The organism is Bordetella sp. (assembly GCF_057362025.1).
On record NZ_JBMQQZ010000020.1, the window covers coordinates 71,505 to 97,148 of the forward strand.

The 25,644-nt window shown below is 66.0% G+C and carries 19 protein-coding genes; 11 read left to right on the forward strand and 8 right to left on the reverse strand.

Features of this window, described 5'->3' with window-relative positions:
* The first annotated feature begins 38 nt into the window (after positions 1–38).
* Positions 39–764 carry a phosphate signaling complex protein PhoU gene (gene phoU / locus ACO1P8_RS06295; RefSeq protein WP_094842788.1) on the forward strand — a complete coding sequence of 242 codons (726 nt, stop codon included), beginning with the start codon at positions 39–41 and terminating at the stop codon, positions 762–764.
* Between the two features lie 72 nt (positions 765–836).
* Here the strand turns inward: phoU and ACO1P8_RS06300 are convergent, their stop codons facing one another.
* From ACO1P8_RS06300 to ACO1P8_RS06310, 3 genes are all read right to left on the reverse strand, one after another.
* Complete coding sequence (locus ACO1P8_RS06300; protein ID WP_066638192.1) at positions 837–1,109, reverse strand: oxidative damage protection protein; 273 nt, start codon at positions 1,107–1,109, stop codon at positions 837–839.
* A 66-nt stretch (positions 1,110–1,175) separates the two neighbouring features.
* A complete protein-coding gene (argA, locus tag ACO1P8_RS06305; protein WP_486295057.1) occupies positions 1,176–2,531 on the reverse strand; it encodes an amino-acid N-acetyltransferase in 1,356 nt (451 codons plus the stop codon).
* Positions 2,532–2,617: 86 nt separating this feature from the next.
* Positions 2,618–3,397 (reverse strand): SDR family oxidoreductase, encoded by a 780-nt coding sequence (locus ACO1P8_RS06310; protein WP_486295058.1) that lies wholly within the window; start codon positions 3,395–3,397, stop codon positions 2,618–2,620.
* Between the two features lie 283 nt (positions 3,398–3,680).
* Here ACO1P8_RS06310 and ACO1P8_RS06315 point away from each other — a divergent pair, with 283 nt between their 5' ends.
* Complete coding sequence (locus ACO1P8_RS06315) at positions 3,681–5,468, forward strand: DUF342 domain-containing protein (RefSeq protein ID WP_486295059.1); 1,788 nt, start codon at positions 3,681–3,683, stop codon at positions 5,466–5,468.
* A 49-nt stretch (positions 5,469–5,517) separates the two neighbouring features.
* A complete protein-coding gene (hrpA, locus tag ACO1P8_RS06320) occupies positions 5,518–9,447 on the forward strand; it encodes an ATP-dependent RNA helicase HrpA (RefSeq protein ID WP_486295060.1) in 3,930 nt (1,309 codons plus the stop codon).
* A 342-nt stretch (positions 9,448–9,789) separates the two neighbouring features.
* On the opposite strand, the gene lpxO is transcribed toward hrpA, so the two are convergent.
* On the reverse strand, positions 9,790–10,689 hold the full coding sequence (gene lpxO / locus ACO1P8_RS06325) for a lipid A hydroxylase LpxO (protein WP_486295061.1): 900 nt from the start codon (positions 10,687–10,689) through the stop codon (positions 9,790–9,792).
* A gap of 119 nt (positions 10,690–10,808) precedes the next feature.
* Here lpxO and dnaE point away from each other — a divergent pair, with 119 nt between their 5' ends.
* The 6 genes from dnaE to ACO1P8_RS06355 all read left to right on the forward strand — a co-directional run bounded on the left by dnaE (position 10,809) and on the right by ACO1P8_RS06355 (position 18,964).
* Positions 10,809–14,306, forward strand: coding sequence for a DNA polymerase III subunit alpha (gene dnaE, locus ACO1P8_RS06330; RefSeq protein ID WP_486295062.1), 3,498 nt, complete (start codon positions 10,809–10,811; stop codon positions 14,304–14,306).
* Complete coding sequence (locus tag ACO1P8_RS06335) at positions 14,303–15,403, forward strand: glycosyltransferase family 4 protein (RefSeq protein WP_486295063.1); 1,101 nt, start codon at positions 14,303–14,305, stop codon at positions 15,401–15,403. Before dnaE ends, ACO1P8_RS06335 begins: the two co-directional genes overlap by 4 nt.
* A complete protein-coding gene (locus tag ACO1P8_RS06340) occupies positions 15,400–16,248 on the forward strand; it encodes a polysaccharide deacetylase family protein (protein ID WP_486295064.1) in 849 nt (282 codons plus the stop codon). Before ACO1P8_RS06335 ends, ACO1P8_RS06340 begins: the two co-directional genes overlap by 4 nt.
* A complete protein-coding gene (locus tag ACO1P8_RS06345; protein ID WP_486295065.1) occupies positions 16,245–17,021 on the forward strand; it encodes a glycosyltransferase family 2 protein in 777 nt (258 codons plus the stop codon). The genes ACO1P8_RS06340 and ACO1P8_RS06345 overlap by 4 nt, the downstream gene beginning before the upstream one ends.
* Positions 17,018–18,130 (forward strand): glycosyltransferase family 4 protein, encoded by a 1,113-nt coding sequence (locus tag ACO1P8_RS06350; protein WP_486295066.1) that lies wholly within the window; start codon positions 17,018–17,020, stop codon positions 18,128–18,130. Before ACO1P8_RS06345 ends, ACO1P8_RS06350 begins: the two co-directional genes overlap by 4 nt.
* Positions 18,131–18,235: 105 nt before the next feature.
* A complete protein-coding gene (locus tag ACO1P8_RS06355) occupies positions 18,236–18,964 on the forward strand; it encodes a polysaccharide deacetylase family protein (RefSeq protein WP_486295067.1) in 729 nt (242 codons plus the stop codon).
* 48 nt (positions 18,965–19,012) lie between these two features.
* On the opposite strand, the gene ACO1P8_RS06360 is transcribed toward ACO1P8_RS06355, so the two are convergent.
* The 3 genes from ACO1P8_RS06360 to ACO1P8_RS06370 are packed head-to-tail and all read right to left on the reverse strand — an operon-like array spanning position 19,013 to position 21,095.
* Positions 19,013–19,309: a YkgJ family cysteine cluster protein gene (locus ACO1P8_RS06360; protein WP_486295068.1), complete on the reverse strand. Its 297-nt coding sequence runs from the start codon at positions 19,307–19,309 to the stop codon at positions 19,013–19,015.
* Positions 19,309–20,073 carry a YdcF family protein gene (locus ACO1P8_RS06365; protein WP_486295069.1) on the reverse strand — a complete coding sequence of 255 codons (765 nt, stop codon included), beginning with the start codon at positions 20,071–20,073 and terminating at the stop codon, positions 19,309–19,311. The genes ACO1P8_RS06360 and ACO1P8_RS06365 overlap by 1 nt, the downstream gene beginning before the upstream one ends.
* Positions 20,074–20,087: 14 nt before the next feature.
* Positions 20,088–21,095 (reverse strand): glycosyltransferase family 9 protein, encoded by a 1,008-nt coding sequence (locus ACO1P8_RS06370; protein WP_486295070.1) that lies wholly within the window; start codon positions 21,093–21,095, stop codon positions 20,088–20,090.
* 130 nt (positions 21,096–21,225) lie between these two features.
* Between ACO1P8_RS06370 and msbA the strand changes: the two genes are divergently transcribed.
* Both msbA and ACO1P8_RS06380 read left to right on the forward strand, forming a co-directional pair.
* Complete coding sequence (gene msbA, locus ACO1P8_RS06375) at positions 21,226–23,004, forward strand: lipid A export permease/ATP-binding protein MsbA (protein WP_486295071.1); 1,779 nt, start codon at positions 21,226–21,228, stop codon at positions 23,002–23,004.
* Between the two features lie 32 nt (positions 23,005–23,036).
* On the forward strand, positions 23,037–23,597 hold the full coding sequence (locus ACO1P8_RS06380; RefSeq protein ID WP_486295072.1) for a DUF924 family protein: 561 nt from the start codon (positions 23,037–23,039) through the stop codon (positions 23,595–23,597).
* A gap of 201 nt (positions 23,598–23,798) precedes the next feature.
* On the opposite strand, the gene rng is transcribed toward ACO1P8_RS06380, so the two are convergent.
* A complete protein-coding gene (rng, locus tag ACO1P8_RS06385) occupies positions 23,799–25,283 on the reverse strand; it encodes a ribonuclease G (protein ID WP_486295073.1) in 1,485 nt (494 codons plus the stop codon).
* Between the last annotated feature and the right edge of the window lie 361 nt (positions 25,284–25,644).

Below are 25,644 nucleotides of genomic sequence, written 5' to 3' on the forward strand. Positions count from 1 at the left end.
TGGCAATGGAACCATCGTCAACCCCGCAGGGAGCCCGGATGACCGAGCACACTAACAAACAATTCGATGCCGACCTGGAAGGCGTCCGTTCGCAGTTTCTGGCGATGGGTGGTGTGGTGGAAGCCATGATCCAGGACGCCATCGATGCCTTGGCCAACGGCGATCTGGATCTGGTCGACAAAGTGCGCGAGCGGGAAAAGGAAGTCAACCGCTACGAAGTCGACATCGACCAGCGCATCAGCTACATCCTGGCGCGCCACCAGCCCACCGCGATCGACCTGCGCATGCTGCTGGCCGTCTCCAAGATGTTGACCGACATGGAGCGCTCGGGCGACGAAGCCGAGAAAATCGCCACCGTCGCGCGCCGCATCCACGACAGCGATCTGCGTTCCACGCCCATCGTGGACCTGCGGCACATGGCCAATAGCGTGCGCGCCATGCTGCGCCAGTCGCTGGACGCCTTCGCCCGCCTGGATCCGATGCAGGCGGCCCAGGTAGTGCGCAGCGACAAGGAAGTCGACAAGGAATGGAAGGCGGCGCTGCGCCAGCTGATTTCCTTCATGATCGAGGATCCGCGCACGATCACGCCTTCGATCGATCTGATCTTCATCGCGCGCGCGATGGAGCGTATCGGCGACCATGCCAAGAACATGTCCGAACGGGTGATCTATATGGTGCGCGGCGCGGACGTGCGCCATACCGGGGCCAAGAACGCCGAACGGCAGGCCCGCGGCGAAGAGGAAAGCGCCGAGACCACGGAATAAACCCGGGCTCGCGCGCTCCGGCGGCGCCGGGCGGTCAGTTCCCTGGCCAGCACCCGGCGCCGTTGCCGCAGGTCAAGCCGAGGGCGGTACGTAGCCCTGGGCTTCGACGCTGCCGTCTTCGAACAGGAAGCGTTCCATCTGCTGCTGCAGATACTTGCGCGCGCGAGCGTCGGCAAGGTTCAGGCGGTTTTCGTTGACCAGGCGCGTCTGCACGCCTTTCCACTCTTCCCACGCTTCCTTGGACACCTGCTGCCAGATGCGCTGGCCGAGTTCGCCAGGATAGGGCGGAAAATCGAGTCCTTCGGCGTCGCGCTTGAGTTTGACGCAATGAACAGTACGGGTCATGGGTATCGCTGCCGGATTAACGTTGGATTGTCGATTTTACCGAAACGCCGCGTGGCGGCGCGTGCATTACAGCCGTTTGATGAAGACCAGGCTGTTGCGCGACCGGTTGTAGTGCTGCTTCTTGTCGTGCGGCAGATCGGCAATGCCTCCTGGCACGAAGCCCCGCTTCATGAACCAGTGCGATGTGCGGGTCGTCAATACGAACAAGCGCTTGGCGCCCAGGGCGCGGGCGCGCGATTCCATATGGCGCAGCAGCAGTTCCCCTTCGCCGGAGCCCTGCCATTCCGGGTGGACGATCAGACAGGCCATTTCGGCCATATGATCTTCCAGGTAAGGGTGCAGCGCCGCGCATCCGTAGATAACGCCGTCGTGCTCCAGGACCGTGAAATTTTCCACGTCCCGCTCGATGACGCTGCGCCCTCTCGGTACCAGCGTTCCGTCGGCTTCCAGCGGTTCGACCAGGCTGAGGATGGCACCCACGTCGTCGACCGTCGCCGGTCGCAGGTCGTCCAGCGTATCTTCGACCACCATGGTGCCGACGCCGTCGTGGGTGAATATCTCCAGCAGGACGCTGCCGTCAAGGTTGAAGGGCACGACGTGCGCCCGCGCCACGCCGCGCTTGACCGCTTGCGAACTGTACTTGACGAATAGCGCCGTGTCCTCGTCCAGGCCGCCTTTGGCCAGCAGGGCATCGGCGTCGACGCGCGCCAGTTCGGTATCGATGGTGCCATCCTCGTTGCGCACGCCTTCGGTCGTCGACAGGAAGATCAGTTTTTCCGCGCGCAGCGCGACAGCCGTGCTGGTCGCCAGATCTTCCATGGCAAGGTTGAAGGCCTCGCCCGTGGGCGAAAAGCCCAGCGGCGACAGCAGGATCACCGACCCCTTTTCCATGGCGAAACGCATTGCGTCGACATCGATCTTGCGCACGTGGCCGGTGTGCCGGTAATCCACGCCGTCGATGACGCCCGTCGGGCGCGCAGTGACGAAGTTGCCGGAGATGACGCGGATCTGCGAATGCGACATCGGCGTGTTCGGCAATCCCTGGCTGAACGCCGCCTCGATATCCAGGCGGATTTCGCCGGCGGCTTCCTTGGCGCATTCCAGCGACGCGGCATCCGTCGGCGATAGCCCGCGATCGAACTGGTGGCTGAAACCCTTCAGGCGCAATTGTTCGTTGACCTGGGGGCGCGAGCCGTGCACCAGCACCAGGCGGATGCCCAGTGCCGAAAGCAGCGACAGGTCCTGTACCAGCGGGTTCAAGGCCCCGGCCTGGATCAGCTCGCCCCCGAATGCGACGACGAAAGTCTTGCCTCGGAAAGCGTGTACGTAAGGCGCGACTTCACGGAACCAGCGCACGAACTGCGCGGCTGCGAATTCGGGAGCTTCCAGTGCTGAAACAGTGTCTTGATCCAGGTCGGGCATGGTGCGTATGGGGACCCTGAAAAACAGGTGAGGGCGGCCAGGCAAGAATGCCTGGGCATGATCGCGAAATTATAGGATGGCGTGGACTACAGCGTGCCGGGATAGGTGCCCCCATCCAGCACCAGGTTCTGTCCCGTCATGAAGCCCGCGCGCGTGCCGCACAGGAAGGCGCACGCATCGCCGAATTCCGACGGATCGCCCAGGCGCCGGGCCGGTACGGTCCTGCGCCGGGCTTCCAGAATGTCCTCGACCGATTTGCCGGTCTTCTGCGCCGTCGCAATCGCGGTGCCGCGCAGGCGGTCGGTGTCGAAAGGGCCGGGCAGCAGATTGTTGATGGTGACGTTGTGTTCGGCGACCTGGCGCGCCAGTCCGGCGACGAAGCCGGTCAGCCCGGCACGAGCGCCGTTGGACAGCCCCAGGTGGTCGATGGGCATCTTTACCGCCGCCGAAGTGATATTCACGATGCGGCCGAAGCGGCGGGCGATCATGGTGTCGATCGTGGCCTTGATCAGCTCGATCGGCGCAATCATGTTGGCGTCCAGGGCCTTGATCCAGTCGTCGCGGGACCATTCGCGGAAGTCGCCGGGCTTGGGACCGCCCGCATTGTTGACCAGGATGTCGGGATCGGGGCAGGCGGCAAGCAAGCGGGCGCGGCCGTCGGCGGTGGTAACGTCGGCCGCCACGGTCGTCACCGTGGCACCCGTTTCACGGCGAATCGCGTCGGCCGCGTCTTCCAGCGCTTCCGCGCCGCGCGCCGACATGACGACCCGCACGCCTTCGCGCGCGAGCGACAAGGCGCAGGCGCGCCCCAATCCCTTGCTGGACGCGCACACCAGCGCGGTACGTCCTTCGATGCCCAAATCCATAATGCGGTCTCCCATTGGAAATGCGTGACGGCCCCCTTCGGGCCGGCCGATCGCGGTGCCGGACGGCATTGGACACCTATCCACCCCGTCCGGGCGAAAAAAAACTTAATTTTCAGAAAAAAAGGGTCGCAACTTGCAGTTTCGATATTAATATTTTGAAATGCGCGCTGCGCCAGAGAATTGTCGACAGGCGGAGCACCCTTCGGGTTCCAAAAACGATTCCAAGCCGACTTGCGGGCAGGCCGTCGCCCGGATGCCGGCAATCTCTCGAGGATACACGGCAGTGACCCAATCCTATTGGTTGATACTGGATCCGGCTACGCGGGAACTGCGTGCCGGCTTCCGCGCTGCCGCGGCGGTGGAGCCTCCCGATTCCGATATGCTGCAGGCGGCGCTGGCCGCCCGCGGCTGGACGGCGGATGCCCTGGACAATGCGGCGGTGGCCGAGTTCCTGGGGCGGTGCCAGGAAGCGGCCGCGCGCATCAGCGCGGAGGCGCTGCGCCAGGCCGGCACGGCAGTGACGGCCGCGACCTCCGCCGCGCAGGAGCTATCGGGTGAATTGGCGGCCATCGAGTCCAACGCGGCGCGGCTGGGCGCCGCCCTGGAGCTGATGGACAGCCCCGATCCGGCAGTTCCCCCGCCGGCCGCGGCCGATGGCGTGGTCGAGGCGGTGATCGGCGAAATCGTCGACGGTGCCTTCGAGCTCGAAATCAGCGAAGACAAGCTGCAGGTCTACTTGACCCTGCATCCGGCCAAGGGCGGACGCGGCGTGCAGCTGGGCGACGTGCGAACCGCGCTGGCAGAACATGGCATCGTCTACGGCGTGGACGAAGAAACCCTATTGCAGGCGGTGGAAGGCGGTGCCGCCGAGTCTGCGTTGATTGCCTCCGGTATTCCGCCCAAGGAAGGTTTGCCCACGCGTTTCGAAAGCCTGCTGGCGCGCCACGTGGCGGACGTGGACGAAAACGCCCTGGTGGATTACCGCTCGATGGGCAGCCTGGTGCTGGTCAAGGCCGGGATGCCGCTGATGCGGCGGATCCCGGGTACCGCCGGAACCGATGGCGTGGACGTCTACGGCAACCCGGCGCCGGCGCCCGCGCCGGAAAACCTGCCCTACGACGACAATCTCGCCGGCGTCACGCGCGATCCCAACGATCCCGAGGTGCTGCTGGCGGCGATCGATGGGGCGCCGTCGATGCTGGCATGCGGCGTGTCGGTGAACCCTGTCGTCGAAGTCGACGCGGTCAACCTGAATTCCGGCAACATCAATTTCGAAGGGACCCTCCAGGTACGCGGCGATGTGACGACCGGCATGTCGGTCAAGGTCAGCGGCGATGTGCTGGTCAGCGGGACGGTCGAGGCGGCGCATATCGACGCCGGCGGCAATGTCGTGGTCAAGGGCGGTATCCTGGGCGCGGCCGAAGGCGCCACCACGGCCGATCCCGCCGCGCGCCTGGCCCAGGTTTCCGCGCGCGGCTCGGTAAAGGCGCGCTTTATCGGCAATGCGACCATCAACGCCGGCAAGGACGTGCAGGTCGAAAGCGAAATCCGCCAGAGCGACGTGAACGCCGGCGATACGGTGACGGTCGGGGCCAAAGGCTCCACGCAGGGCAACATCAACGGCGGCCAGATACGCGCGCTGCGCGGTATCCGGGCCGCCACGCTGGGCACCATGGCCGGCGTCAAGACGATCATCCAGGTCGGCGTGAATCCGCACGCCCAGGCACAAAAGGAAGCGCTGCAACGCACCCGCAAGCGCCTGCAGGAAGAAAAATCCAAGCTGGAGCAACTGCTGATCTTCCTGCGCAAGCATCCCGAGAAGGCCGCCAACGGCATAGGCGAGCGGGCCGTGCAAACCCATGCGAAGCTGATCAGCGATCTGGCCGGCGTGGACGCCCGCGAACGGCGCCTGGCCGCGGAAGACTCCGTGGCCGAGGACGCCACCATCCATGCGTCGCGCAAGATCCATGGGGGGGTCGAACTGCAAGTGGTCAACCGGCGCGAATCGGTCACCGAGGACTTGCCCGGGGGCACCGCCAAACTATCGGACGGCAAGCTGATCATCCGCTAGCACGGCAACGGCGGCGCCCGGCAAGCCGCGAAAAACTATAATCGCGGGAATGACCGTCAAGCCTCAAACCTCCCCGCGGCGCGCCCGGGCCGCGAACCGGGCGGCCGCGTCGTCCGGCCTTGCATCGCCGCCTGTGCCCGCCGCCGCGCCGCGCGCGATCCCTCCCATCCGCTATCCCGAAGAACTGCCGGTCAGCGCCCGCCGCGAGGAAATCGCGCGCGCCATCGAGCATCATCAGGTCGTGATCGTCAGCGGCGAGACGGGTTCCGGCAAGACCACCCAGCTGCCCAAGATCTGCCTGGACCTGGGCCGTGGGCGCACGCGCATGATCGGCCATACCCAGCCCAGGCGCCTGGCCGCCACGTCGGTGGCCAAGCGCATCGCGGACGAACTCGACACTCCCTTGGGAGAGGTCGTCGGCTACCAGGTGCGGTTCAACGATCGCACCGGGCCGAACGCCGCCATCAAGCTGATGACCGACGGCATCCTGCTGGCCGAGACCCAGCGCGATCCGCTGCTCAAGCGCTACGACACGCTGATCATCGACGAAGCCCATGAGCGCAGCCTGAACATCGATTTCCTGCTGGGTTACCTGAAGCGGGTATTGCCGCGCCGGCCGGACTTGAAGGTCATCATCACCTCGGCAACCATCGATGCCGAACGCTTCGCGACGCACTTCGCCGCCGCGCCCGACCGTCGGGCGCCCGTCATCGAAGTATCGGGCCGCCTGTATCCCGTCGAAGTCCGCTACCGGCCGGTGCGCCAGGAGGAAACGGATGCCGAGGCCGCCACGCGGTCGGCGCGCGAGCGCGCCGGCGACGAAGAGCGCGACCTGATCGACGCCATCGTCGACGCCGTCGACGAGTGCGCGCGCCATGGGCCGGGAGATGTCCTGGTGTTCCTGCCCGGCGAACGGGAGATCCGCGAGGCCTCGGAAGCCCTGCGCAAGCACCATCCGGTGGGCACGGAGGTCCTGGCACTGTACGCGCGCCTGTCCCAGGCCGAGCAGGAGCAGATTTTCCGGCCGCGCGGCAGCGGGCGGCGGGTCGTCCTGGCGACCAACGTCGCCGAGACCTCCCTGACCGTCCCGGGCATCCGCTTCGTCGTCGACAGCGGGCTGGCGCGGGTCAAGCGCTACTCGTGGCGCAACAAGGTCGAGCAACTGCGCATCGAGCCCATCAGTCGCGCGTCGGCCAACCAGCGCGCGGGGCGCTGCGGCCGCGTCGGCCCCGGCCTCTGCATCCGGCTGTATGACGAAGCCGACTTCAACGCGCGCGCGCCTTTCACCGACCCGGAAGTGCTGCGTTCCTCGCTGGCCTCGGTGATCCTGCGCATGAAGTCCCTCAAGCTGGACGACATCGAGGACTTTCCTTTCGTTGAAGCGCCGCCCGGCCGCGCGATCGCCGACGGCTACCACCTGCTGCAGGAACTGGGCGCGATCGAGGCCGTGCAACGCGACGAAGGCGCCGCGGGCGCGGACGATACCGCCACGCAATCCGGCCCGGCCTTCGCGCTGACCCGCACCGGCCACGAGCTGGCCCGGTTGCCGCTGGACCCGCGCATCGGCCGCATGATCCTGGCCGCGCGCGAGCAGCAATGCCTGGCCGAAATGCTCATCATCGCGTCGGCCCTGTCCATCCAGGACCCGCGCGACCGTCCCATGCAGGAAAAAGAGGCCGCGGAAAACGCCCACGCCAAATTCGCCGACGACAAATCGGAATTCCTGTCCTTTCTCAAGCTTTGGCGCTGGTATGGCGAACAGGTCCAGCACAAGGCGTCGCAACGCAAGCTGGTCGGCCTGCTGCGGCAGAACTTCCTCTCGCCGCTGCGGCTGCGCGAATGGCACGATGTCCACACGCAATTGGCGTCGGTGGTGGGCGAGCAGGGGTGGCGCCTCAACCAGTCCGAGGCGACCTTCGAGCAGATACACATGGCGCTGCTTAGCGGCCTGCTCGGCAATATCGGCTACAAAAGCGATGAGGGTGGCCATTACCAGGGCGCGCGGGATATCCGCTTCCATATCCATCCCGGCTCGCGCCTGGCCAAGAAAGCCGGACGCTGGATCATTGCGGCCGAACTGGTCGAAACGACACGGCTGTACGCGCGCTGCATCGCCCGCACCGAACCTGCCTGGATCGAACGCGCCGCCGCGCACCTGCTGCGCCGCAATTGGTCCGATCCCCGCTGGGAGAAGAAAGCGGGGCAAGTGGTGGCCAACGAGCGCGCCACCCTTTACGGCCTGACGATCTATACCGGGCGCCGCGTCCACTACGGCCGCATCAACCCGGAGCACGCCCGCGAAATCTTCATCCGCGATGCGCTGGTCCCCGGCGAAATCGACACGCGCCTGCCCTTCGTCGCGCAGAACCGCCGGCTCATCGCGGAGATCGAAAAGCTGGAGCATCGCGCGCGCCGGCCCGACATCCTGGTCGACGACACGCTGATTCAGGCTTTCTACGATCGCCAGATTCCGGCCGGCATGAGCCAGACGTCGACGCTCGAAAAATGGTATTCGGGCCTGGACAAGGCCGCGGCCGACGCGCTGCTGCTCACCCGCGATGCCCTGATGCGCCATGAAGCGGCGGGCATCACCACCGAGGTCTTTCCCAAGAAGGTGGAATGGCAGGGCGTGGTCATGGACCTGGATTACCATTTCGAGCCCGGCTCCCCGCGCGACGGCGTGACCCTGTCCGTCCCTTTGTTCGCGCTCAATCAGATCGACCCGCAGCGCTGCGAGTGGCTGGTTCCCGGCATGCTCAAGGACAAAATCCATCTGCTGCTGAAGTCGCTGCCGCAGAAAATCCGGCGCCACTGCGTGCCCTTGCCGGAATATGCCGCCGGCTTCTATGAACGGTGGTTCGACCGGCTGGGCGATCCTCAGCAGGCTCTGCTCGATGCTGTGGCCGCCGATATGTGGGAACAGGTGAAGGTGCGCCCCGCGCCAGCGGATTTCAAGCTGGAAACGCTGCCGCCGCACCTGTTCATGAATTTCCGCGTCGTCGACGAGCATGGACGCATGCTGGCGGCGGGCCGCAACCTGGCGTCCCTGAAGGCGGAATTCGGCCGCCAGGCACAGGCGGACTTCCAGCAACTGGCCGCCCGCGACACGCAGGTCGCCCAGGCCCTGGCCCAGGATGGGCTGATCGACTGGTCTTTCGGCGAGTTGCCGGAAATCATGGAGATCAAGCGCAAGGGCCAATCCGTCATCGGATATCCCGCGCTGGTCGATCGCGGCACCCATTGCGATCTGGACGTCTTCGACGACCCGGACGAGGCGCGCCGCCATCATCGCGCGGGGCTGCTGCGCCTGTTCCGCCTGGGGCTGCGCGAGCAGATCAAATTCCTGGAGAAGAACCTTCCCGACCTCACCCGCATCAGCATGCTGTTCATGCCGCTGGGCAGCCAGGAGTCCCTGCGCGACCAGATTATCGACTGCGCCGTGGAAAGGGCGTGCCTGGCCGATCCCTGGCCGGTCAACCAGGCGGAGTTCGAATCGCGGCGCCTGGAAGGCAAGGGGCGGTTGGGCCTGCTGGCGCAGGAAGTCGGCAGGCTGGCCGGTGCGGTGCTGACGGAATGGGCCGCGCTGCAGCGCAAGCTGCCCCAGGCGAAAGGGCACGCGGCGGCCTATGCCGATTTGCAGCAGCAGGCCGGCGCCCTGGTGCCGCCGACCTTCCTGCGCGATACGCCCTATGCGCAACTGGCGCATTTCCCCCGTTACTTGAAGGCCGCGGTGGCCCGTATCGACAAGCTGCGAGCGGATCCTGCCCGCGACCAGCGCCTGATGGCCGACATGGCGCCCCTGCTGACGCAGTATCAACGCGCCCGCGCCGCGCTCAAGGGGGCGTCGGACCCGCGCCTGGACGAATTCCGCTGGCTGCTGGAAGAGTTGCGGGTTGCCCTGTTCGCGCAGGAGCTGCGCACGCCGATGCCGGTCTCGGTCAAGCGCCTGCAGAAGTCCTGGGAATCGATGCGGCGCTAAGCCGCGCCTGCGCCGGGGACGCAACCGCTCGCGGCACCATTGCCATGTCGGAGGGGGCGGCCTATCATCCTTTAGGATGGGGGCCGCTTTCAGGCTCCCGTCCTATCCTGTTTCCAGGAGAAAGTCATGAGCGACGCTGTCTTGCAAGCCCATGCATTGCGGTCCGGGAAGCCACCCTCCCGCCGATGGCCCTGGTTCCGCCGCCTGCGCCTCAAGGGCCTGGGCGGGGAATTGCGCGATTTTGTGGCCGAGGTTTTCGCGGCAATGGATCGCGGGCGGGATGTCCGGCCTATCGTTTCCGCCTACGCGCCGCCCCGTTCGTAGCGTGCCACCGGGGCGCCGTCAGATCCAGACGAAGGCGCCCACGACGAGCACCACCAGGGTCCACTTGACGGCCTTGTAGAGCGGCTTGTTCCAGGCCTTGAATCGCTTGCGCGCCTGGTCCAGGCGCCAATGCGCATGCGTCATGCGATTGATCGCGCCTGTCTTGTCGCCATCGTCGTTGGGCGAACTGGCCGCCGACATCACCACTTTGCCAAACCAGGCGTTGAACGCCTCTGCCCAACGCCAGCGCAGCGGCCTTTCGACGTCGCAGAACAGGATGATGCGGTTCTGGCCGGAGTTGTTATGGGCTTCGTGGATGTAGGTTTCATCGAACACGACGCCTTCCCCATCGCGCCAGCTGTAGCGTTCCCCGTCCACGTCGATGTAGCAGCGGTCGTCGTTGGGCGTGGCCAGCCCCAGGTGATACCGCAGCGAGCCGGAGAATGGATCGCGGTGCGGATTCAGCTTGCCCCCGTCCGGCAGTTCGGCAAACATCGCCGCCTTTACCTTCGGGAGGGTCTTGAGCAGCGCCACCGTGCGCGGGCACAGCGCTTCCGCCGAGGGATGGCGGGCGTCGTACCACTTCAGGTAGAAGCGCTTCCAGCCATATTTGAAAAAGGAATTGAAGCCGATATCGTCATGGCGTTCCGCCGCCTTGATGCGACGCATTTCGGCCATCTGCAGCGCTTCGTCGCGGATGATTTCCCAGTTGTCCTGCAGGACCTGCAGTTCCGGGATCTCGCGCGCCGAGACATAGGGCGTAGTGGGCACCCGCGAAGCGAGCACCATGAAGGCGTTTACCGGCGCCAGCAGGACGGAATGGTCCAGGAAGACGCGCGACCAGGCCAGGCGCACCCGGCCGCGATAGTGCCCATACAGAATGGAGGCCAGCCACAGCCCGGGGATCAGCCATTTCATAGCGGGGGAACACGCAAAGTACTCATCAACTGTCTATTCTTGCACAGCCGGCCCGCCGGTGGCACATCGGATGGCGCAGGCGCGGTCCATCGCGCGGTCTGCTGAGTACAATCGCGGACATGTCAGAAGAAGCCGTCGTCGCCCCGTCCCCCTTTGTACATCTGCGTGTCCACTCCGAATTTTCGGTGGTGGACGGCACGGTCCGTATTTCCGATCTCGTCAAGCGCGCCGCCAAGCTGGGCCAGCCAGCCGTGGCCCTGACGGACCTGTCCAACCTGTTCGGCCTGATCAAGTTCTACAAGGCAGCGCGCGGCGCGGGCATCAAGCCGGTCGCCGGCAGCGACGTCTGGCTGACCAACGACGACGATCGCGACAAACCGCATCGCCTGTTGCTGCTGGTGCGGGACCGCCAGGGCTACCTGAACCTTTGCGACCTGCTAAGCCGCGCCTATCTGACCAACCAGCACAAGGGGCGGGCGGAGATCCGGCGCGAATGGGTGCAGCAGGCCGCGGGGCTGATCGTCCTGTCCGGCGGGCGCGCCGGCGATGTCGGCCAGGCCCTGGAAGCCGGCAATGCGGCGCAGGCCCAGATGCTGGCGCGCCAGTGGGCCCAGGCTTTTCCCGATGCCTATTACATCGAGCTTCAGCGCGCCGGTATGGACGGCGACGAAGCCTATGTCCAGGCCGCCCTGCGCCTGGCGGGCGACTGCCACCTGCCGGTGGTCGCCACGCATCCCGTCCAATTTCTGGACAAGCACGAGTTCCAGTCGCACGAGGCGCGGGTCTGCATCGCGGAAGGCGAAATCCTGGCCAATCCCCGCCGCGTCCGGCGTTTCACGCCGGACCAGTACATGCTGGATAGCCAGGAAATGGCGCGGCGCTTCGCCGACGGGCCCTCGGCCCTGGCCAATACGGTGGAAATCGCGCGCCGCTGCAACCTGACGCTGGTGCTGGGCAAGCCCCGGCTGCCGAACTTCCCGACGCCGGAAGGGGTCACCCTGGACGACTACCTGGTCCAGCTGTCCGAGCAGGGCCTGGAAAAGCGGCTGCTGTTCCTGTTTCCGAACGAAGAAGATCGCAACGCCAAGCGCGACGCCTACTTCGAGCGCTTGCGCTGGGAATGCAAGACCATCATCCAGATGGGCTTTCCGGGTTACTTCCTGATCGTGCAGGACTTCATCAACTGGGGCAAGAACAACGGCGTTCCGGTGGGACCGGGCCGGGGGTCGGGCGCCGGCTCGCTGGTGGCATATGCGCTGGGCATTACCGATCTGGATCCCATCCGCTACGACCTGCTGTTCGAACGCTTCCTGAATCCGGAGCGGGTGTCCATGCCCGACTTCGATATCGATTTCTGCCAGGACAATCGCGAACGGGTCATCGACTACGTCAAGGAAAAATACGGCCGTGACGCGGTCAGCCAGATCGCTACCTTCGGTACGCTGGGCGCCAAGGCCGTGGTACGCGACGCCGGCCGCGTTCTGGACATGCCGTATATGTTCTGCGACGGCCTGTCCAAGCTTATTCCCTTCAACCCCGCCGATCCGTGGACGCTTGAACGCACGCTCAAGGACGAGCCGGCTTTCAAAGAGCGCTACGAGCAGGAAGAGGAAGTCCGCGGCCTGGTCGACCTGGCGCAACCGCTCGAAGGCCTGACCCGCAACATCGGCATGCATGCCGGCGGCGTGCTCATCGCCCCCGGCAAGCTCACCGATTTCTGCCCGCTGTACTGCCAGCCGGGCCAGGAAAACAGCGCGGTATCCCAGTTCGACAAGGACGACGTGGAGGCTGCAGGCCTGGTGAAGTTCGACTTCCTGGGCCTGCGCAACCTGACCATCCTGGACTGGGCCGTGCGCTATGTGCGGCAGTTCAACGAGGACAAGCGCGACTTCGACATCATGGCGGTGCCGCTGGACGATCCGGCGGCCTACAAGATATTGACGGACGCCAATACCACCGCGGTGTTCCAGCTGGAATCGCGCGGCATGAAGGAGCTGCTCAAGAAGCTGCGGCCCAATACCTTCGAAGACGTCATCGCCATGCTGGCGCTGTACCGTCCCGGTCCGCTGGAATCCGGCATGGTGGACGATTTCGTCAACCGCAAGCACGGACGCGCGCCCGTCGACTACTTCCATCCGGATCTGGAAGGCACGCTCAAGAGCACTTACGGGGTCATCGTCTACCAGGAACAGGTGATGTTGATCTCGCAGATCATCGGCGGCTATTCGCTGGGCGGCGCCGACCTGCTGCGCCGGGCCATGGGCAAGAAAAAGCCCGAGGAAATGGCCAAGCATCGCGAGCTTTTCCAAAAGGGCGCGGAAGCCAAGGGGCATGATCCCAACCTGGCGGTCAAGCTTTTCGACCTGATGGAGAAGTTCGCGGGTTACGGCTTCAACAAGTCGCACTCGGCGGCCTACGCGCTGATCGCCTACCAGACCGCCTGGCTCAAGGCTTACCATCCGGCCGAATTCCTGGCCGCGACCCTGTCCTCGGACATGGACGACACCGACAAGGTGCAGATTTTCTGGCGCGATGCCACGGAAAACGGCGTGGAAGTACTGCCGCCGGACGTGAACGCATCGGGCTACCGCTTCGAGCCGGTGGCCGACGCGCGTACCGCCAAGGGCTTGCCGCCCCGCACCATGCGCTACGGCCTGGGCGCCGTGAAGGGCACCGGCCAGGGCGCGGTGGAGGACATCGTCCGCGCCCGCCAGGAAGGCGGTCCCTTTCGCGATCTTTTCGATTTCTGCCGCCGAGTCGACAAGCATTCGGTCAACCGCCGCACCGTCGAGGCCCTGATCAAGGCCGGGGCCTTCGATGGGATCGAGCCGAACCGTGCCGCCTTGCTGGCGTCCGTGCCCACCGCCATGGAGGCCGCCGAACAGGCCGCGCGCAGCGCCAATCAGGTCTCTCTGTTTGGCGACGACGCCAGCGATGTCGTGGCCAGCGAATTGGCCAAGGTCGCGCCCTGGAACCTGCATACGCGTCTGACCGAGGAAAAATCCGCGCTGGGCTACTACTTCAGCGGCCATCTTTTCGACGCCTGGCGCGACGAAGTGCGGCGCATTGTCCCCATGACGCTTGCGCGCCTGGAACCGCAGCGCGAACCGCAATGGATGTGCGGCGTGCTGTCGGGCGTGCGCGCCATGATGACGCGGCGCGGCAAGATGGTGTTCGCCGTCCTGGACGACGGAACGGCGCAGGTCGAAATCTCCATCTTCAATGAACTCTATGAAAAACATCGCAATCGCCTGCGTGAGGACCAACTGCTGATCGTCCATGGCAAGGTCAGCAACGATGAGTATTCCGGCGGCATGCGCATCGTCGCCGAATCCTTGTTCGACCTGCAGCTGGCGCGCGAAGCGCGCGCGCGGTCGCTGCGCATCCGCCTGAACGGCAACGCCGACGCCGAACATCTGCGCAAGCTGCTCAATCCCTATCGCGCCGAGCCGGAAAACGGTGTGCCCGGAACGCCCGTGGAAGTGATCTACACGCGCGACAACTTTCTATGCACGGTAAGGCTGGGAGAAGACTGGCGCGTGCGCATGGCCGACGCGCTGCTGGACCGGCTCAATGAATGGACACGCCCGGAAAGCGTGGAGATCTCCTACTCATGACACCCTTACGCATCGTCCATTCCGAGGCTGCGGTCTCCTTTGGCGGGCAAGAGCACCGCATCTTCAAGGAGATGATCGCCATGCGCGAGCGCGGCCATCATATGGAGGCCATCTGCCAGTCGCGCGCCCAACTGGTCAAGCGGCTGACCGATGAAGGCTTCACCGTCCACCAGGTCGACATGGATGGCGTGCCGAACTACTTCAAGGGCATCGCGGCAATCCGGCGCATCCTGCGCGAAGGCCGCTTCGATGTACTGAACACCCACAGCCGGCGCGACACCGTCATTGCGGCGCCGGCGGCGCGCATGGCCGGCACGCCGCTTATCGTGCGCACCCGCCACCTGGCCAGCAAGGTGGGATCGATGTGGTCGTACACCATACTGCCGCATCGCGTCACGACGGTCAGCGACCACGTCCGCGAATACCTGATCACGCGCGGCGTGCCGCGCGAGCACGTGGCCACGCTGTATTCGCCCATCGTCCCGCCGCCGCCCATCGAAAAATCCACCTTGCGCGACGAGCTCGGCCTGGCCGACACCGATATCGTGGTCGGATGCGTCGCCGTCATGCGGCCGGCCAAGGGCCACGTCGCCCTGATCGACGCCATGCGGCCGCTGATGGTCACCCGACCCGATCTGCATCTGGTCTTTGTCGGCAGCGGTTCGCCCACGTTCGAACGCGTGCGGGCCTATATCGACGAGTTGGGGCTGCAGTCGCGCATTCACCTGATGGGCACGCGCCGCGACGTGCCCAACCTGCTGGCGGGCTTTGACCTGTTCGCGCTGGCGACCGAGCAGGAAGCGTCCGGCACGGTCTACGTCGAGGCGCAAGCCAGCGGGCTGCCCGTCGTCGGCACCAATGTCGGCGGCGTTTCCGAGATGTTCCGCGATGGGGTCAGCGGCTTTCTGGTGCCGTCCAAGGACCAGGCCGCGCTGACCGATGCCCTGCGGCGGCTGATCGACGATCCCGCGCTGCGCAGGCAGATGGGCGAAGCCGGCCGGCGCATGATCCGCGAAGAGGGCGTGTTCTCGCCGCAGCGCCTGGCCGAGCGCACTGAACTGATCTATCGCAAATGGCTGGCGGAGCGGCGGCGATGAAGCGCGCGCACAATGTGCCCGTGCTGATGTACCACCACGTCACCCCGGCGGGCGGCATGATTGCCGCCACGCCCGCGCACTTCGAAAGCCAGATCCAGCGGCTGGCGAGGTCCGGCTATACCGCGCTGTCTGCCGACCGCTTCGCCGCCCATCTGGCCGGCGAGCCGGTTCCGGAAAAATCCGTCCTGATTACCTTCGATGACGGCTACCTGGATAACTGGGTCCATGCCCATCCCATTCTGCACCGTTACGGCATGCATGCCGTGATGTTCATCGTGACGGGATGGATAGGCGACGGCCCGGTGCGGCCCACGGCGGGACAGGCGGGTGCGCCCGCGGTACCCGACCACGCCGCCTGCAAGGCTGCCATCGCCGGCCAGCGGGCGGACGAAGTCATGGCGCGCTGGAGCGAGATCGAAGCCATGCGCGCCGCCGGCACCTTCGAGTTCCATAGCCACACGCATACCCACACGCGCTGGGACAAAGTGTGCGGCACGGACGTCGATGGCAAGCGGGATCGTATCGCCGAAGAATTGCAGCGCTCGCGCGCGGTACTGGGCGAACGGTTGGGCGAGCAGAGTCCGCACCTGTGCTGGCCGCAGGGCTATTTCGACGACGATTACCTGGATGCAGGGCGCCGGGCAGGGTTCCGCTATTTCTACACCACGGATGCCCTGGGGCAGAATACAGCGGGGGGCGACCCCGAGCATATCTACCGCTTCGCGGTGCGCGACCAACCCGGGCGATGGCTGGCGCGTCGCCTGTGGCTGGGCGGGCATCCCGTCTGGGGGCCGCGCTATCACGCCTGGAAAGCCTGGAAGCGCCGGCTGAGAGGACGCGCATGAAGCTCTCGGTGATCGTCATTACCAAGAACGAGGCGGCGAACATCGTCGCCTGCCTGGATTCGGTCGCGTTCGCCGACGAGTTCATCGTGGTGGATTCCGGCAGTACCGACAACACCGTAGAACTGGCGCGCGCGATGGGGGCGACCGTGGAACAAACCCACGATTGGCCCGGTTTCGGTCCGCAGAAAAACCGCGCGCTGGCCTTGGCGCAGGGCGAGTGGGTGCTGTCCATCGACGCGGACGAACGGGTCACCCCCGAGCTGGCGCTGGCCATCCGGGAAGCCATTGCCGCGCCCGCCTGCGACGCCTACGAGATTGCGCGCCTGTCCGACTTCTGCGGGCGCTTTATCCGCCACAGCGGGTGGTGGCCGGACTACGTGCTGCGCTTGTTCCGCCGCGGCAGCGCCCGCTTCAGCGATGCCGCGGTGCACGAAAAAGTCGTTCCGGCCAGGCCCGGGCCCACCGGCCGGCTGCGTGGGCACTTCCTTCACTATCCCTATCCCAACCTGTATGCGCTGGTCAGCAAAGTCAATCGCTATTCGTCCGACGCGGCTGCGATGATGCACGCGCGCGGCAAGCGCACCGGCATACTGGGCGCCCTGGGCCACGGTTTCTGGACTTTCGTCCGCATCTACCTGATACGCCGCGGCTTTCTCGATGGCCGTCACGGCCTCGTGCTGGCCGTGACGTCCGCCTCAGGCAGTTTCTTCCGCTATGCCAAGCTGATGTTCCTTTCCGAAAACGCGTCTCGCGATGGCGCGCCCCGTCCTTGAAAATCCTCTACACGAACTTCCATCCGCGCAATGGCGGGGGGCATGTCACCTACATCATGAACCTGGCGCGCGGGCTGCGGCATGCGCATGCCATCACTGTCGCGACGCCCGCCACCAGCAGGCTGTACCGCTACGCGGCCGAGTTGCCCGGCGTGCGGGTGGCCGACTTCCGCTTCCGTTCGCGTATGACCGCCTTGTTCAGCGAGTCGATCGCCTTGCGCAGACTGATACGCCGGGAAGGTTTCGACCTGATCCACGTGAACGGTTCGACGGACCACAGGCTCGCGATGATCGCCACCCTGGGCATGCAGCGTCCTCCCATCATCTTCACCAAGCACAATGACCTGCCACTGCGCACCGTGGGCCACCGCCTGCGCGCGCGCTTCGGCACGGATCGGGTCATCGCGGTCAGCGAATTCGTCGCCGGTCTGCTGCGGCGGTCGCCGTATCGGCGTCTGCCGATCTCTACCGTGCGGCATGGCATCGATACGGACTATTTCGCGCCGCCTTCGGACGCGCTGCGCCCTGGTCTGCGGGAAAAGTATTTCGGCCCCACTGCGCCGGGCAAGATCCTGCTGGGTAGCGCCGGCGGCACGGACTACGACAAGGGCTGGCTGGACCTGCTGGCCGGCCTGGCGATGCTTGCGCCCCACGAACGCCAGTGCTTCCGGGTACTGGTCGCCGGCGACTTGCCCGATGACGCGAAAATGGCCCGGGTGCGCGAGCTCGGCCTGCAGGACCAGGTCGTGTTCCCGGGCCTGCTGGATGACGTGCGTCCCGCCCTGGCGGCGTGCGACGTCGGTTTCGTGCTGTCGTATCGCGAAGCGCTATCTTTCGCCTGCCGCGAAGTCATGTCCCTCGGCCTGCCTGCCCTGATATCCAACGTCGGCGGCCTGCCGGAGAACGTCACGGACGGGTGCGACGGCTGGGTCGTCCCGGTGCGCGACCCCGCGGCGATCGCCGAGGTGCTGCGGAGTATGCTGGCCGATCCCGGCCGCATCGGCGTCATGGGCGCCGCCGCGCGGGAAAAAAGCCAGCGCGAATTCAACCTGGCCCGGTTCGTGGAAGGGACATATGCCGTCTACCAGGCGGCGCTGGACGGCCGCTAGCAGCCTCCCCGCGGGCCGGGTTCGCATGGCCGGCCCGGCCTCGCCGGCTCTCCCGGCATTCGCGCGCCCATCTCGCGGGGCCGGCCCGATCCTATAATCGCGGCCATGGCGATCCCTATCCTCATGTACCACCAGGTCGGCGCGCTGCCGCCGCGCGGCACGCCTTATCGCGGCCTGACCGTCGACGCCGCCGCCTTCCGGCGGCAAATGGCCTGGATGCGCCGCCTGGGCTACCGGGGGTTGTCCATGCGCGATCTAATGCCGTACCTGCGGGGCGAGCGCGCCGGCAAAGTCTTCGGCATCACTTTCGACGATGGCTACCGGAACGTGCACCGCAACGCGATGCCGGTACTGTCCGAACTCGGTTTCACCGCGACCAACTACTTCGTCGCCCGCCAGTTCGACGGCAGCAACGTCTGGGACCATCCGCATGGCGTTCCGCCGTCGGCCTTGATGTCGGCGGCTGAAATGCGTGAGTGGGCGGCCGCCGGCAACGAGGTGGGTTCACATACGCTGGATCACGTTCATTTGCCGCAACTCCATGCCGACGAGGCGCGACGCCAGATCGCCGCCTCGCGCCGCGAACTGGAAGACGCGCTGGGCGGCCCGGTGACGGCGTTCTGCTATCCCTATGGCGAATACAACCCGGCCGTCATGGAAATGGTGCGCGCGGCCGGCTATGACAACGCCACGCTGACCAAGCGTGGGCTGGCCAACGTCCAGGACGACCCGATGGGCCTGCCACGCGTGCTGGTCGCCGGATCGACCGGCATTATCAGTTTCCTGCGCAAGACGCTGACGCCTTACGAAGACCGCAAGCGTCGCCGCTGGTAGCATGCGCCGCGACGCCCCGGTGGGGGGGCGCCTGGCGGCAGCGCCCGGCTAGCCCGGCAAGCCGCCCGCGGGCTGGGGGGCGGTGGCCTGCTCGAGACGCGCCAGCCACGCGATGGCGTGTTCCCGGTCGGCGCCGCACATATCTGCGGCCGGACGCAGCCCGCCGCAAAAGTCCGGCCGTTCCGGCTGCCCGAAGACCGCGCAGCGCATGTCGTCGGTCAACTGCATGCAAGGCACGCCGGCTGGCTTGCCCTGCGGCATGCCCGGCAGGGGGCGCGTGATCGACGGCGCGATGCAGCAGGCGCCGCATCCGGGCCGGCAGGGCAGGGCATCCGCTTCGGGCATCAGATCCACCCCCGCAGCCAGTACAGGAACAGCCCGGTGTATTCCTTGATGATGGAGCGGCTGGCCTCGAAAGTGCGGTCGTCCGGCAACCATGGCGAAATGGACGCCGACGCCGGCAGGTAAATCTGCGGCTGCGATGGCGCCGGGATCGCCGTCACGCCCTGCTTGCGGAAGGCCGCCATGGCGCGGGGCATGTGCAGGGCCGACGTGACCAGCAGCACCGTGCGGATGTCATGCTCCTTTAACTGGCCTTCCGTCAGGATGGCGTTCTCATACGTCGTCCGGCTGTCGTTTTCCAGGATCATGGCGCTGCGCGGGACGCCGGACTGGCGCAGCGCGTGGGCCATGCCCTCCGCTTCGCTGACGTCGCCGCTCAATGCGCCGCCGGAAAGCACGATCTTCGGGGCGCGGCCGGCGTCGTACAGTTGTTCCGCCGTCTGGAAGCGCCGGATGGCCGTTTCGCGGTCGTAGGGCAGGAACCAGTTCTGGCGGTCGTTGGCGATATTGCCGCCCAGCACGACGATGGCGTCCGCCGTCGGCAATTCGGCGGGCGCCCGATAGGGGTATTCGCTTTCAAGGATGCCGCCCAGCCACAGCGTGGTCGCGGGCAGGGACCAGGCATAGGCCCAGGCCGCGCCGGCCAGCGCCAGGACGAGGCCGGTCTTGCGCCAGCGGAACAGGGCCAGTACCAGACCCAGCGCGACGAGCGCCAGGCACAGATAAAGCGGGATGATGAGATACGCGAGAAGACTGACGATAGACATACCTCCACGATTGTTCAGGCCGGCGCGCCGCCTGTCAATTCGTGGGACCCATGTTCAGCCTTATGTCCATTCAACATTGCCTCTGCGTTACGCAGGACTTCCGCCACGTCGGGCCAGCCCTGGTCGGATCCCAGGCAGCACGCGCGGGGCGACCATGGTCCGGTGCGGTCCCGTTGGGTGACGCCGAACAAGGTAATCTGCCGCGCCCCGGCCGCCGCAGCTACATGGGATACGCCGGAATCGTTGCATATCACCAGGGCGGCCCGGGTGGTCAGCGCGGCGAAGGCCCCCAGTCCCATGGCGGGCAGCAACAGCGCGTCGGGCGCATTGGCGCGTGCCGCGTCGACCTCGGCAGGGGGCGGACACATGGCGACACGCCTGCCGCGCGATTGCAGATCGCGGGTCAGCGCGGCGTAGCCCGGCCATACCTTATCGCGGCCACGATGCAGTCCCGTGGCCGTGGGCGCGATCAGGACGAAAGGCTCCCGTGCCAGCCCCGCCTCGGACAGGCAGGACGCGGCTTGCGCCCTGTGGGTGGCGGTCAGCGTCAGCTTCAGCTCCGGGGCCGGCTCCGGCGCGCCGCTAGGCAAGCCCCAACGGCCCAGGGCCTCGCGTGCGAGGTGGTACCAGGATTGCACGGCATGCAACGTCGCGTCGGGCTTGCGTACCGGCCAGCGCAGCAGCGGGCTGCGTCCGTCGTCCCGGTAGCCCGCCACCGGCAGTCCCGCCAGGCGAAAGACCGCGGCGCTGGACAGGGAATCCGGCAACGCCAGCGCCACACCCCCGCGGCCGGCGGCCCGCACGTGCGCCCGCACGGCGCCGCGGTCCTCCCAGAACCGGCCCTGCATGGCGATGAAATCGTCCCCGCCCGCCACGCCGGCGAGCAGGTCCCGCGCCCAGGGGCGGGCACACAGGACCAGCGGCAATCCGGCGGCCTGCAGCAGGCGCAGGGCGGGCAGGCTCATGCAGACATCGCCTACCCAATTGGGGAGTCGCACATACAAACGGGTCACGGATGGCATAAAGGCAGGGTGCCGCGTCGGGGCGGCGCTAGGGTGGGCCAGGGCAGCAGAAGGGGGCTTGCCGCCGGTCGGCCGGTCATGCGGCCAACGGTACAATGCCCCGGACGATTGTATAAAAGCGGGAGATTTCTTGAATTCTGCCACTCGCACCAGGCCAGCCGGGTCGCATCCGGTCAAGGCCGTGCTCTGGAAACGTATTTATTCGCGCGTCGGGTCGCACTGGAAGGCACTCCTGCTGGCGGTCCTGCTGATGGCGGGCGCGGCGGGAACGCAGCCTACCCTGGCCGTCATCATGAAACCCTTGCTGGACGACGGGTTCAGCGGTGCCCGGCCCTACTATGTGTGGGCGATCCCGCTTGCCGTCGTAGGCCTGATTTTCCTGCGCGGCGTATGCAACTTCTTCAGCGACTACCTGCTGGCGTGGGTGGCCAACAACGTCCTCCGCGGCATCCGCCAGGAAATGTTCGATCGCCTGCTCGGCCTGCCGGACGAGCAATTCAAGCGCGGCGACACGGGGCGGCTGCTGAACCGCTTCACCATCGACGCCGGCAATGTCACCGGCTATGCCACGGATGTCATTACCGTGCTGGTGCGGGAAAGCCTGGTCGTGGTCGCGCTGATCTGCGTCCTGCTTTATATGTCCTGGCTGTTGACGCTGATCATCCTGGTCATGCTGCCCGTCTCCGTGCTGATCGCGCGGGTCTTCATCCGGCGCCTGCGCAAGATCAACCGCGAAACCGTCAACATGAACGCCGAACTGACGCGCGTGGTGGGCGAAGGCATCGACGGTCAGCGCGTCATCAAGCTGTTCGACGGCTACGAGTACGAGCGTGGCCGCTTCAGCTATGTCAATTCGCGCCTGCGCCGCTTCGCCATGCGCAGCGCGGTCGCCGACGCCGCCATGACGCCCCTGACGCAGGTCTGCATCGCCTTGTCGGTCGGCGGCATCATCGCCGTCGCTCTCGGGCAGGCCAATGCCGGCACGCTCACGGCCGGCAGCTTCGCCGCCTTCATGGCATCCCTGGCGCAGCTGTTCGACCCCGTCAAGCGCCTGACGAACCTGGCCGGCCGCATGCAGCGCATGCTGGTCTCCGCCGAAAGCGTCTTCATGCTTATCGACGAGGTGCCGGAACGTGAAACGGGCGACCGCACGCTGCCCCAGCCGGTACGCGGCCTGGTCGAGTTCCGTGGCGTGTGCCACCGCTTCCCCGACGCCAACCGGGATACCGTTACCGATGTGACGTTCACGGTGCAGCCGGGCGAAACCGTGGCGCTGGTCGGACGCTCCGGCAGCGGCAAGACGACGCTGGTGAATATGCTTCCGCGGTTCGTCGCTCCCACCGCCGGGCACATATCGGTCGACGGCATCGATATCCGCGACCTGACGCTGGGCAGCCTCAGGTCGAACCTGTCGCTGGTCAGCCAGGACGTCGTGCTTTTCGACGACACCATCGCGGTCAACGTCGGGTACGGCGCGCTGGGCCAGGCCAGCGACCAGCAGGTGCTGGAGGCCCTGGAAGCCGCCAACCTGCAGGATTTCGTCAACGGCCTGCCCAATGGCATCCACACCGCGGTGGGCGAAAACGCCGCGCGGCTGTCGGGCGGCCAGAGGCAGCGGCTGGCCATTGCGCGCGCGCTGATCAAGAACGCGCCTATCCTGATACTCGATGAAGCGACCTCGGCGCTGGACAACGAATCGGAAAGGCAGGTTCAGGCTTCGCTGGAGCGGCTCATGAAAGGCCGCACCACGCTGGTGATCGCTCACCGTCTTTCCACCGTGCAGAACGCCGACCGGATCGTCGTGCTGGATGGCGGCCGGGTCATGGAGCAAGGCCGCCACGAGGACCTGCTGGCCGCGAACGGCCTTTACGCGTCGCTGTACCGCATGCAATTCCGAGAAACCGAATAATCTGCGCTTTTCTATTTCGGGAGTTGGATTTCATGCCTCTCGCGCAACAGGATCTCCCCGCGGACGCGGCCGCCGTTATTCAGTTCTGGCGTGATGCGGGACCACAAAAATGGTTTAGCAAGGATCCGGCATTCGATGCGGAGTTCGCGCATCGCTTCGCCGCGTTCCATTTGGCCGCCGCGCGCCGGGAACTGGATCATTGGGAAGCCACCGCCCACGGCATGCTCGCCTTGCTGATCCTGCTGGATCAATATCCACGCAATGCGTTCCGCGGCAGCGCGCATATGTATGCCACCGATCCACTGGCGCGCCTGTTCGCCAGCCGGGCAATCGACCGGGGCCTGGACAAGCAGGCCGAGCCGGACATGCTGGTCTTCTTCTATCTGCCTTTCGAACATTCGGAGGACCCGGCGGACCAGGCGCGCTCGGTGCAGCTCGCGCAGCGGCTGGATCCCCGCAGCCGGGACTTCGCCATCCTGCACCGGGATATCATCGCGCGCTTCGGGCGATTCCCCCATCGCAACGCGCAACTGGGCCGGGCGACGACGCCCGAGGAACAGGCATTCCTCGACCAGAAGGGATTCGCGGGGTAGGCCGTACGGGCTATCGGCCAGTGTCCTCGTGCACGGGCCAGCGTCGGTCCGGGCTGGCTCTCCGGTCGCGGCGGATCCGGTCATTCCCGCACGCACGGGCGTGTGGGTGTCCGGATCCATCGGGCCGGATGCGCGGCTCCGCCCGTGAGTCTTCGGCCGCGACGGAACCTTTCATGCCCGCTCGCGCAAATGCGCGGGCGTCTAGATCAGGATCAGATCGTACTGCTCCTGGGTGTAGGCGGCTTCGACCTCCAGCGACACGGTTTTGCCGACGAAGTCGCCCAGCATGGCCAAATGCTGGCTTTCCTCTTCGAGGAATAGATCGACCACCTGCTGCGAAGCCAGGATACGGAACTCCTTGGGATTGAACTGGCGCGCCTCGCGCAGGATCTCGCGCAGGATTTCGTAGCAGATCGTGCGCGCCGTGCGCACATGCCCACGGGACTGGCAGGTGGGGCAGGATTCGCACAGCTGGTGTGCCAGCGAATCGCGGGTCCGCTTGCGTGTCATCTCCACCAGTCCCAACTGGGTGAAGCCGTTCACCGTCATGCGCGTGCGGTCGCGCGCCAGGGCTTTGCGCAGCTCCGCCAACACCGTTTCGCGGTGTTCCACATCTTCCATATCGATGAAATCCAGGATCACGATGCCGCCCAGATTGCGCAGGCGCAGCTGGCGCGCGATCGCCTGCGCCGCTTCCAGGTTCGTCTTGAATATCGTGTCGTCGAAATTGCGGCCGCCGACAAAGCCGCCGGTGTTCACGTCCACCGTCGTCAGCGCCTCGGTCTGGTCGATGATGAGATAGCCGCCGGATTTCAGGTCGACACGCCTCGACAGCGCGCGCTGGATCTCCTCGTCCACATTCGCAGTGTCGAACAACGGCCGTTCGCCGCTGTAGTGGTGTATGCGGTCCACCACCGATGGCGTATACAGCCGTGCCCATTCGATCAGATGGGCCGTGGTGGTGCGCGAATCCACGCGAATCATGCCGGTGTGCGGGCCCACCATATCGCGCAGTACGCGCTGCGCCAGCGTGAGGTCCTGGTGCAGCACCGCCGGCGCCGGGTGACTGCGCGCGGCGGCCTGCACGCTGGCCCACAGTTTGCGCAGGTAATCCAGGTCCGCGCGCAATTCCTCGTCTGTGGAGCCCTCCGCCTGGGTGCGGACAATAAATCCCCCTTTTTCCTCGGCGGGCATGAGCGCATGCAGGCGTTCGCGCAGTAGCGTGCGTTCCGACTCGGAGTCGATCTTTTGCGAGATGCCGATGTGAGGGTCGTGCGGCAGGTAGACCAGCATACGGCCGGCCATGCTGATCTGCGTCGACAGCCGCGCTCCTTTCGTGCCGAGCGGGTCCTTGATCACCTGCACCATCAAGGTCTGGCCTTCGAACAGCAGCTTTTCGATGGGCGTGGGGTTCAGCCCCTGGCTGCGCTCGGCGCGGTTCTCGCGCAGGTCGGCGATATGGATGAAAGCGGCCCGTTCCAGGCCGATATCGACGAATGCGCTCTGCATGCCTGGCAGCACGCGCACCACGCGGCCAAGATAGATATTGCCGACGTGCCCGCGCTGGATGCTGCGTTCGACGTGCAGCTCCTGCACGGCGCCTTGCGCGACCACCGCGACGCGGGTCTCGAACGGGGTGACATTAATCAGGATGTCTTCGTAGACGTCGGGAAGGGTGGCTGACATGATGGGACTTTTATCGTTGGGAAGGGGCAGGGCGGCACTGGCGCATCGCGACCGTTCCGCGTGGCGGGCGCGCCTGCACATCAGTCGAAGTCTATCCATAAAGTGGCGTGGCGGCGATTCCCGGCGCCACCGCGGCAAGCCGCGCAACGATGTGCTATAGTCGCGCCCCTTCGCTGTTCGCGAACCGGTCACGACACCGGCGACGCGGAAGCACCACGGTGGCGGTTCCGAACGGACTGCTGGCGCGGGTGATTCCGATGCCGCTTTGGGAGTCGCGGTGGGCGATGAGTGAAGGCGGGAAGGTGAAGCCAGGTTGTCGAGTGTGCGGGGTGTGAAGTCGAAGCGAGCTTGATTTGACAGC